Below are 9,738 nucleotides of genomic sequence, written 5' to 3'. Positions count from 1 at the left end.
AAAGTAGGCGGGGCTGAGAACCTCTCGGCCACCGGCGCCTATGAGCTGTCGCCGGCCAACGGAAAGGCCCGCGCCACCCTCTTCGCCTCGGGGTCCGAGGTGGAGATCGCCCTGGCGGCCCAGAAGCTTCTGGATGAACAAAGCTTCGCCGTACGCGTTGTATCGGTGCCCTCGCTCGACCTGTTCCTCGCCCAGCCCGAAAAAGTCCGCGCCCAGATCATCGGCGATGCGCCGATCAAGGTCGCGGTGGAGGCGGCGGTGCGCTTCGGCTGGGATTCGGTCATCGGCCCGGATGGAATTTTCGTCGGCATGCATGGGTTTGGCGCCAGCGCGCCCTACAAGGACCTGTACAAGCACTTCGGCATCACCGCCGAGGCCATCGCGGAGAAGGTTCTCCGGACACACAATCTCTGAGGCTCGAAGAGAACCGAGGCCTCGTTACGCAAGGGAGCTAAAGCTATGACGGTGAAGGTCGCGATCAACGGATTCGGTCGCATCGGACGCAACATCCTCCGTGGCATCGTGGAGAGCGGCCGCAAGGACATCGAGGTGGTTGCCATCAACGATCTCGGCCCGGTCGAGACGAACGCTCACCTTCTCCGCTTCGACTCCGTCCATGGCCGCTTCCCGGCGGACGTGCAGGTCGACGGCGAGTTCCTCGTCATCAACGGCCAGAAGATCCGCGTCACGGCGATCAAGGATCCGGCAACCCTGCCGCACCGGGAGCTCGGCGTCGACATCGCCATGGAATGCACCGGCATCTTCACCTCGAAGGACAAGGCCTCGGCGCATCTGACTGCCGGCGCCAAGCGCGTCATCGTGTCGGCTCCCGCCGACGGCGCGGACCTCACGGTCGTCTACGGCGTCAACCACGACAAGCTGACCAAGGAGCACGTGGTCATCTCGAACGCTTCCTGCACCACGAACTGCCTCGCCCCGGTGGCGAAGGTGCTTCACGATGCGGTCGGCATCGAGAAGGGCTTCATGACCACGATCCACTCGTACACCAACGACCAGCCCACCCTCGACCAGATGCACAAGGACCTCTACCGCGCCCGCGCGGCGGCCCTGAACATGATCCCGACCTCCACCGGCGCCGCCAAGGCCGTGGGCCTCGTGCTGCCCGACCTCAACGGCAAGCTCGACGGCTCGTCGATCCGCGTGCCGACCCCGAACGTCTCCGTGGTCGACTTCAAGTTCGTGGCCAGGAAGAACACCACGAAGGAAGAGATCAACCAGGCGATCAAGGCGGCGGCCGACGGCCCGCTCAAGGGCATCCTCGGCTACACGAACGCCCCGAACGTCTCGTCGGACTTCAACCACGATCCGCATTCATCCGTGTTCCACATGGACCAGACCAAGGTCATGGAGGGCAACTTCGTGCGCGTGCTGTCCTGGTACGACAACGAGTGGGGCTTCTCGAACCGCATGGCGGACACCGCCATCGCCATGGCGAAGCTCATCTAAGGGAGGCTGCCAATGACCGCCTTCCGCACGCTCGACCAAGCCGACGTCAAGGGAAAACGCGTTCTCGTCCGGGTGGACCTCAACGTCCCCATGGAGAACGGCCGGATCACGGACGCGACGCGCATCGAGCGCGTCCTGCCCACCATCCGGGAAATCGCCGACAAGGGCGGGAGGGTGATCCTCCTCGCCCATTTCGGACGCCCGAAGGGACGTGACCCCAAGGAGTCCCTGAAGCCGGTTGCGGAGGCGGTCTCGCAGCACCTCGGAAAACCCGTGGCCTTCGCCGATGACTGCATCGGCGAAGCCGCCAGCACCGCCGTGAACGCCCTGAAGGACGGCGACGTGCTTCTCCTCGAAAACACCCGCTTCCATGCGGGCGAGGAGAAGAACGATCCGGCCTTCGTCCAGGAGCTGGCGAAGCTCGGCGACCTCTATGTCAACGACGCCTTCTCGGCGGCCCACCGGGCCCACGCCTCGACAGAGGGCCTGGCCCGCGTGCTGCCCGGCTATGCCGGCCGCACCATGCAGGCGGAGCTCGACGCCCTGACCAAGGGCCTGGAGGCCCCCAAGCGCCCGGTCGTCGCCATCGTGGGCGGCGCCAAGGTGTCCACCAAGATCGACCTGCTCGAAAACCTCGTCACCAAGGTCGATGCGCTCGTGATCGGCGGCGGGATGGCCAACACCTTCGTGCATGCGACGGGTCTCGGCATCGGCAAGTCGCTGGCCGAGAAGGATCTGGCGGCCACCGCCATGCGCATCATCGAGAAGGCGCGCGACGCCAACTGCGCCATCATCCTGCCGGTGGACGGTGTCTGCGCGTACGAGTTCAAGGCGGGAGCCCAGAACCACACCTACGGCATCGACGCGATCCCCGAGGATCAGATGATCCTCGACGTGGGCTCGCAGTCCATCGAGCGCATCCAGGCGGCCATCAACGATGCCGCCACGGTGGTGTGGAACGGCCCGCTCGGCGCCTTTGAGATCGCCCCGTTCGACCAGGGCACGGTGGCGGCGGCCCGCCATGCCGCCCAGCGCACCAAGGACGGCAAGCTCGTGTCGGTCGCCGGCGGCGGCGACACGGTGGCGGCCCTCAACCATGCCGGCGTCGCCGACAGCTTCACCTATGTGTCGACGGCCGGCGGCGCCTTCCTCGAATGGCTCGAGGGCAAGTCCCTCCCCGGCGTGGAAGCCCTGCGGGCTTAAGTCCATGCAGGCAAAGTGGTTAACCCACTTTGCCAGGGCAAAATGTGGCCTAGATGGCTTAGCGAGATGCTTAAGCTGAGGTTCAGCTTCTGCGCTGTTTAAAAGCAAAACCAATACGGAGGACCAAATGGCCCGCATCACGATGAGGCAGCTTCTGGATCACGCAGCCGAGCACGGCTACGGCGTGCCTGCCTTCAACATCAACAACATGGAGCAGGCGCTGGCGATCATGTCAGCGGCCGGCGAGGTCGATGCCCCGGTAATCATCCAGGCGTCCCGCGGCGCTCGCTCCTACGCCAACGACGTCATGCTCAAGCACATGATGGATGCGGTGACCGAAATCTACCCGCACATCCCGGTTTGCGTGCATCTCGACCACGGCAACGAGCCCGCCACCTGCATGACGGCCATCCAGGCCGGCTTCACCTCGGTGATGATGGACGGCTCTCTCAAGGCCGACGGCAAGACCCCGGGCGACTGGGACTACAATGTGGCCGTCACCCGGAAGGTGGTCGAGATGGCCCATCTCGGCGGCATCTCGGTGGAAGGCGAGCTCGGCGTGCTCGGCTCCCTGGAGACCGGTGAAGGCGAGGCCGAGGACGGTCACGGCGCCGAGGGCAAGCTCTCCCACGACCAGCTGCTGACGAACCCCGACGAGGCCGTGAAGTTCGTGGCCGAGACCAAGGTCGACGCGCTCGCCATCGCCATGGGCACCTCGCACGGCGCCTACAAGTTCACCCGCAAGCCCGATGGCGCGATCCTGGCGATGCACATCATCGAGGAGATTCACAAGAAGCTCCCGAACATGCACCTCGTCATGCACGGCTCCTCCTCGGTGCCGCAGGACCTGCAGGACATCATCAACCAGTACGGCGGCCAGATGAAGCCGACCTGGGGCGTACCGGTGGAGGAGATTCAGCGCGGCATCAAGCACGGCGTGCGCAAGATCAACATCGACACCGACAACCGCATGGCCATGACCGGCCAGATCCGCAAGGTTCTCACCGAGAACCCGGGCGAGTTCGACCCGCGCAAGTATCTCAAGCCCGCCATGGAGGCGATGACGAAGCTCTGCAAGCAGCGCCTGCAGGAGTTCAACACCGCCGGCCAGGCCTCGAAGATCAAGCGGGTCTATACGCTTGCCGAGATGGCCAAGCGCTATGCCTCGGGCGAGCTCGACCCGACCTTCGGCGCCACCCGTCAGGCGGCGGAGTAAAGAGGTCCGTCAAACCTCAACAAACCCTCGACGTCATCACCGGCCTCGTGCCGGTGATCTCGTTTTCGAGAGGCGCTGCGCTTCATCGCGTCGGGATGGTCGGGACTGATCCCCGGATCAAGTCCGGGGACAGCCATCACGGAGAGGTTTAACCCGGAACTTCAACGATCCGTCTTTCGCCGTAATCATGATCGACAAGCGGGGCCTCGCAAGATGGCCCCGTTTTCGTTATGGGAACGGTGTCTTCCCCTTCTCGTGACTTGGACCCATGGCCGATACCGCCGCCCGCCTCTACCTCATCACCCCCGTTCTCGATGACGCCTCCTTTGCGCCCCGTCTGGCCGAGGCCTGCGCGACCGGTGCGGTGGCCGCCGTGCTGCTGCGGCTGGCGCCTGCCGACGAGCGCACCCTCACCAACCAGGTGAAGGCTCTCGCTCCTGTCGCGCAGGAGCATGGCGCAGCCGTCATCATCGCCAGCGAAGCCAAGACCGATCTCGCCACCGTGGCGGCGCGCGGCGGGGCCGACGGGGTTCACGTTACGGGCGATCCGGCCCTTGTGCGCGAGCTGCGCGACCGGTTGAAGTCCGAGCGCGCTCTCGGGGTCGGGGCGATCCGCACCAAGGACGACGCCATGACCTTCGGGGAAGCCGGCGTCGATTACCTGCTCTTCGGCGAGCCTCGCCCGGACGGCTCCCTCCCCTCCCTGGAGAGCGTGGTGGAGCGCGCCGCCTGGTGGGCCGAGATCTTCGAGACTCCCTGTGCGGCCTATGCCCCGAGCCTGGATGCGGTCGAGACGCTCGCCGCCACGAACGCCGAGTTCGTCGCCTTGGGCGATGCGGTCTGGTCCCATTCGGATGGGCCCGCCGCTGCCGTGAAGGCGGCAGCCGCGATCCTTGATCGCCAGGAGGCATCGCGCTGATGCGTCTCTCCTGGTTCATCGGCGCCTCGCTTCTGCTGGCATCCGCTACGGCGGGAGCCGCGGCCCAGCCCGATCTCGCCTATGGCGCCTATCAGCGCGGCCTGTACCAGACGGCCTTCCGCGAGGCGACCCTGCGGCTGCAGAAGAACAACAACGACGCCGCCGCCATGACCCTGCTGGGCGAGCTCTACAACCAGGGTCTCGGCATCACGGTGGATCCCAAGAAGGCGTCCGAATGGTACCGGCTCGCGGCGCAGCGGGGCGATCCCCATGCGCTGGCGGCCCTCGGCCTCATGGCCCTCGACGGGCGCGGCATGCCGAAGAACCAGGCGCAGGGCCGGGCCTGGCTGGAAGAAGCGGCCGCCAAGGGCAACGCGCTCGCCAGCCACAACCTCGCCCTGCTCCTGCTCACGAGCGAGGTCAATGCCGACCTGCAGAAGGCGGTCGGGCTCCTGAAAAGAGCCTCCGAGGCGGAGATCCCGGACGCGCAGCATGCGCTGGGGGTGCTCTACCTCAAGGGCCGGGGCGTCGAGCGCAATGCCACGGAGGCCGCGCGCCTGTTCGAGCGTGCCGCCCGCAACGGCAGCTCCGTCGGCGAGGTGGAATATGCGATCCTGCTCTTCAACGGTGACGGAGTCCCGGCCAGCGAGTCCCAGGCCGCCCGCTACTTCCGCCGTGCGGCTGCCAAGGGCAACGCCATCGCCCAGAACCGCCTCGCCCGCCTGCTCGTGGCCGGCCGGGGCGTGCCGGCCAACAAGATCGACGCGGCAGCCTGGCATATCCTGGCGGCCGCCCAGGGGCTGGCGGATCCCTGGCTCGACAACGCGCTCAAGGATCTCACCGCCGACGAGCGCACCCGGTCCGAGAAGCTGGCGGCCGAGCGCCTCGGCATGCGCTGAGCGCATCAATTCGCCGCCTCGGTGGATCAATTGGGCCGCCGGTCCGGTTATCCACCGCTTGACGCCGCTCCCCGGGTGGTCCATCGACTACCTTCTCTTTGAAAACCGCTCTTTGTCAGGACCTGCACGATGATCCGCTCGCCCCTCATGACCGTTATGACCGATGCCGTGATGAAGGCGTCACGCTCGCTCAAGCGCGATTTCGGCGAGGTCGAGAACCTGCAGGTCTCGCGCAAGGGCCCGGGCGACTTCGTGTCGGCCGCCGACCGCAAGGCCGAAAAGATCCTGCGCGAGTCCCTGGAAAAATCCCGCCCCGGCTACGGCTTCGTCATGGAGGAGGAAGGCGTCATCCAGGGGACCGACACCAGCCACCGCTGGCATATCGACCCGCTCGACGGCACCACGAACTTCCTGCACGGCCTGCCCCAGTTCGCCATCTCGGTCGGCCTTGAGCGCGACGGCCAGATCGTCGCCGGCGTGATCTACGATCCGGCCAAGGACGAGCTCTTCATCGCCGAGCGCGGCAAGGGCGCCTACCTCAACAACCGCCGCATCCGCGTGGCGGCCCGCGGCGACCTCGCCGATGCGGTGGTGGCCTGCGGCCTGCCCCATATCGGCCGCGGCGACCACGGCCTCTTCCTGCGCGAGACCGCGACCGTCATGGGCTATGTGGGCGGCATGCGCCGGTGGGGCGCCGCTTCCCTCGACCTCGCCTACGTGGCCTGCGGGCGCTTCGACGCCTATTGGGAACGGGGCCTGAACACCTGGGACATGGCCGCCGGCATCCTCATGGTCCGCGAGGCGGGCGGCTTCGTGTCCGACGCCGACGGCGGCAGCGATCCGATGGCCAAGGGCTCCATCGCCTGCGGTAACGAGACCATGCAGCGGGAACTCCTCAAGCTCCTGAAGAAGGCTAAGGGCTAGTCCACGGCTGATATTTCTGTTCGTGCAAGGCTGCGAGGTGACGGTCGCGCTTGATCCTTCGGACCGGCGCGGTCACATTGGAGCCGTCCCGAAGCACGAATGCACAGGATAACGATGGCGGACCAACCCCTTACCCCACCGCGGATTTACCTGATCCGCATGGCGGTCTTCCTTATCCTGGCAGGGTTTGTCGCCTTCATCCTCTATCGGCAGATCTGGGAGGCCTTCCAGGCCAATCCTGGGCTTAACGCGCTGATTCTGGGTGTCATGTTCATCGGCATCGCGTTGGCGATCCGGCAGGTCTGGCGCCTGCGGCCCGAGGTGCGCTGGGTCAACACGCTGCAGCGAACCGAGGAAGGGCTGGTCGCTCCCGAGCAGCCGGTGCTTCTCGCTCCCCTGGCGGCTCTTCTCGGCAGCCGATCGGGCCAATCCGGCTTTTCGGTCGCGGCAACCCGCTCGGTCCTCGATTCCATCGGGGCCCGCCTGGATGAAAGCCGCGAGATCGTTCGCTATCTTGCCGGCCTCCTGGTCTTCCTCGGCCTGCTCGGCACCTTCTGGGGCCTTATCGATACGGTGGGGTCGGTCGGCCGCATCATCTCGTCGCTGCGGACGGGACAGGATTCGGCGGTTCTCTTCGACGAGCTGAAGAACTCGCTCGCCGGACCGCTCCAGGGCATGGGCCTGTCCTTCTCGGCCTCCCTGTTCGGCCTCGCCGGCTCCCTCGTCCTCGGCTTCCTCGACCTCCAGGCCGGTCAGGCGCAGAACCGCTTCTACACGGAGTTGGAGGATTGGCTTGCCACCTCCACCATGGATACGCCGGCCGAACCCACCCTGCGCACCGGCACCACGCCGGATCTGGCGCTCGCCCTCAACCGGCTCACCGCCGCCGTCAACGACGGCGGTGGCGGACGGGCGGCCACGCAGGCCATGGCGAACCTCGCCGAGGGCGTCCAGGGCCTCGTGCAGCACATGCGGGCCGAGCAGCAGATGATCCGCGACTGGGTGGAAGCGCAGGCCGCCCGAGAGAAGGAACTGAAGCAGGTGCTCGACCGCCTCTCCCGTGAAAGGCTGCCCTGATGCCGGTCTCGAGCGCAGGCGGACGGCGACGCGGGCGCGGTGGCCAGCTCAACTACTGGCCGGGCTTCGTCGACGCCCTGTCCACGCTCCTGCTCGCCATCATCTTCCTGATCTCCGTCTTCACCGTGGGCCAGTTCTTCCTGTCCCGCGAGCTGTCGGGCCGCGACACGGTGCTGGACCGGCTGAACCGCCAGATCGCCGAGCTGACAGACCTCCTCTCCCTCGAACGTTCGAGCCGGCGCACCATCGAGGAGACGGTCACCTCGCTTCAGACGACCCTGCGGGCCAACGAGGCCGAGCGGGCGCGCCTGCAGAGCCTCCTCGACAGCGGCGGCGCGGCTCAAGCCCAGGCCGACCAGCTGAACACGCAGCTCGAGACCGAGCGCCAGGCCACGGGTCGGGCCCTGAGCCAGGTCGAGATCCTCAACCAGCAGATCGCCGCCATGCGCCGCCAGCTCGCAGCCCTGGAAGAAGCACTTGCGGCCTCCGAGAACCGGGACAAGGAGAGCCAAGCCCGCATCGCCGACCTCGGCAGCCGCCTCAATGTGGCGCTGGCCCAACGGGTGCAGGAACTCGCCCGCTACCGCTCCGACTTCTTCGGCCGCCTGCGCCAGATCCTCGGCAACCGCCCGGACGTGCGCATCGTCGGCGACCGCTTCGTGTTCCAGTCGGAGGTGCTCTTCCCGGCCGGCCAAGCGTTCCTTCGTCCGGAAGCCTCCGGCGAGATCGACCGCATCGCCAGCGCCCTGATGGAGCTCGAGAAGCAGGTCCCGCCCGACATCCCCTGGGTGATCCGGGTCGATGGCCATACTGACCAGCGGCCCATCAACACCCCGCAATTTCCATCGAACTGGGCCCTGTCGTCCTCCCGCGCAATCGCGATGGTGCAGGCCCTCGTCGCCCGAGGCGTTCAGCCCAAGCACCTCGCCGCTACGGGTTTCGGCGAGTTCCAGCCGCTGGACAATGGGACCACCGAAGAGGCCTATGCCCGCAACCGGCGCATCGAGCTGAAACTGACGGAGCGATAGTCCGGACTGGAACGCCAAAAGCAAAGGAGCCGCTGGTGAGAGCGGCTCCTGCTTGAGAAGGTTTCCCCATGAGGATGCGAGCTGCGTGGGGCTGGCCCGGATCCGGCTCGGAAAGCTCCCAATCCTTTAAGCGGCTTTGACGCCTTGGAGGAAGTCCTGGACTTCTCGGGAGAGGTCGTTGGAGTGGCGCGACAGCTCCTGGGCGGCGCCCAGCACCTGGCTGGCCGCCGAGGTGGTCTCGCCGGCCCCCTGCTGCACGTCGTTGATGCTGCCGGTCACGGCTTCCGTGCCGCGCGCCGCCTCCTGCACGTTGCGGGCGATCTCGGCCGTGGCCGCCCCCTGCTCCTCCATGGCGGCGGCAATCGAGGTGGAGATCTGGCTCATCTCGGTGATCGTGCGGGCGATCTCCTGAATGGCCGACACCGTCTGCTGCGTCGCCTGCTGCACCGAGCCGATCTGGGCCGAGATCTCCTCCGTGGCCTTGGCCGTCTGCGACGCCAGCTCCTTCACTTCGGTGGCCACCACGGCAAAGCCTTTCCCAGCCTCGCCGGCGCGGGCCGCCTCGATGGTGGCGTTCAGCGCCAGCAGGTTGGTCTGGCCCGCGATGGTGTTGATCAGCTGCACCACGTCGCCGATGCGGCTGGCCGTGGAGGCCAGGTCCTGCACGGCCGCATCCGTGCGGCGCGCCCCCTGCACGGCCCGGTCGGCGATCTGCGACGACTGCGCCACCTGGGAGGCGATCTCCCGGATGGAGATGGACAGCTCTTCTGTTGCGGCCGCCACGGTCTGCACGTTGGCCGAGGTCTGCTGGGCGGCCGACGAGACGGTGACGGACTGCTGGGTGGTCTGGCTGGCCACTGCCGTCATGGTCTGGGCCGTGGCCTCCATCTCGGTGGCGGCGGAGGACAGGCCCTGGGTGAGGGCCGACACGTTGCTCTCGAAGCGCTTGGTGATCTGGTCGAGCATCTCGGCGCGGCGCATCTTGGCCTGGTTCTCGGCGTCCTG

At 66.9% G+C, this 9,738-nt stretch carries 10 protein-coding genes; 9 read left to right on the top strand and 1 reads right to left on the bottom strand.

Going from position 1 to position 9,738, the window contains the following annotated elements:
* The 9 genes from MA07_RS04835 to MA07_RS04795 form a co-directional block, all read left to right on the top strand.
* Positions 1-414: transketolase C-terminal domain-containing protein (locus MA07_RS04835; RefSeq protein ID WP_036347675.1), on the top strand; the 414-nt coding region annotated here is incomplete at its 5' end.
* Between the two features lie 45 nt (positions 415-459).
* A complete protein-coding gene (gene gap / locus MA07_RS04830) occupies positions 460-1,467 on the top strand; it encodes a type I glyceraldehyde-3-phosphate dehydrogenase (RefSeq protein WP_036347673.1) in 1,008 nt (335 codons plus the stop codon).
* 12 nt (positions 1,468-1,479) lie between these two features.
* Complete coding sequence (locus MA07_RS04825) at positions 1,480-2,670, top strand: phosphoglycerate kinase (protein ID WP_036347671.1); 1,191 nt, start codon at positions 1,480-1,482, stop codon at positions 2,668-2,670.
* A 127-nt stretch (positions 2,671-2,797) separates the two neighbouring features.
* Positions 2,798-3,886, top strand: a complete 1,089-nt coding sequence (fba, locus tag MA07_RS04820; protein WP_036347669.1) for a class II fructose-bisphosphate aldolase — start codon at positions 2,798-2,800, stop codon at positions 3,884-3,886.
* 268 nt (positions 3,887-4,154) lie between these two features.
* Positions 4,155-4,805, top strand: a complete 651-nt coding sequence (locus MA07_RS04815; protein ID WP_036347667.1) for a thiamine phosphate synthase — start codon at positions 4,155-4,157, stop codon at positions 4,803-4,805.
* A complete protein-coding gene (locus MA07_RS04810; protein WP_036347665.1) occupies positions 4,805-5,704 on the top strand; it encodes a tetratricopeptide repeat protein in 900 nt (299 codons plus the stop codon). The genes MA07_RS04815 and MA07_RS04810 overlap by 1 nt, the downstream gene beginning before the upstream one ends.
* A 129-nt stretch (positions 5,705-5,833) precedes the next feature.
* Positions 5,834-6,628, top strand: a complete 795-nt coding sequence (locus tag MA07_RS04805) for an inositol monophosphatase family protein (protein ID WP_036347663.1) — start codon at positions 5,834-5,836, stop codon at positions 6,626-6,628.
* Between the two features lie 114 nt (positions 6,629-6,742).
* Positions 6,743-7,705 carry a flagellar motor protein MotA gene (locus MA07_RS04800; RefSeq protein ID WP_081928778.1) on the top strand — a complete coding sequence of 321 codons (963 nt, stop codon included), beginning with the start codon at positions 6,743-6,745 and terminating at the stop codon, positions 7,703-7,705.
* Positions 7,705-8,733, top strand: coding sequence for a peptidoglycan -binding protein (locus MA07_RS04795; protein WP_036347659.1), 1,029 nt, complete (start codon positions 7,705-7,707; stop codon positions 8,731-8,733). The genes MA07_RS04800 and MA07_RS04795 overlap by 1 nt, the downstream gene beginning before the upstream one ends.
* 126 nt (positions 8,734-8,859) lie before the next feature.
* On the opposite strand, the gene MA07_RS04790 is transcribed toward MA07_RS04795, so the two are convergent.
* Positions 8,860-9,738, bottom strand: an 879-nt coding sequence (locus MA07_RS04790; RefSeq protein WP_244445146.1) for a methyl-accepting chemotaxis protein, incomplete at its 5' end; no start/stop codon positions are given.

Source organism: Microvirga sp. BSC39 (assembly GCF_000739015.1).
Lineage (GTDB): Bacteria > Pseudomonadota > Alphaproteobacteria > Rhizobiales > Beijerinckiaceae > Microvirga.
The sequence above is the reverse complement of the archived record's forward strand: the minus strand, read 5'-3'. Positions and strand labels throughout refer to the sequence as shown.

Coding starts and splice junctions, on each gene's coding strand:
- gap (WP_036347673.1), top strand. CDS start 460: ATGACGGTGAAGGTCGCGATCAACGGATTCGGTCGCATCGGACGCAAC.
- MA07_RS04825 (WP_036347671.1), top strand. CDS start 1,480: ATGACCGCCTTCCGCACGCTCGACCAAGCCGACGTCAAGGGAAAACGC.
- fba (WP_036347669.1), top strand. CDS start 2,798: ATGGCCCGCATCACGATGAGGCAGCTTCTGGATCACGCAGCCGAGCAC.
- MA07_RS04815 (WP_036347667.1), top strand. CDS start 4,155: ATGGCCGATACCGCCGCCCGCCTCTACCTCATCACCCCCGTTCTCGAT.
- MA07_RS04810 (WP_036347665.1), top strand. CDS start 4,805: ATGCGTCTCTCCTGGTTCATCGGCGCCTCGCTTCTGCTGGCATCCGCT.
- MA07_RS04805 (WP_036347663.1), top strand. CDS start 5,834: ATGATCCGCTCGCCCCTCATGACCGTTATGACCGATGCCGTGATGAAG.
- MA07_RS04800 (WP_081928778.1), top strand. CDS start 6,743: ATGGCGGACCAACCCCTTACCCCACCGCGGATTTACCTGATCCGCATG.
- MA07_RS04795 (WP_036347659.1), top strand. CDS start 7,705: ATGCCGGTCTCGAGCGCAGGCGGACGGCGACGCGGGCGCGGTGGCCAG.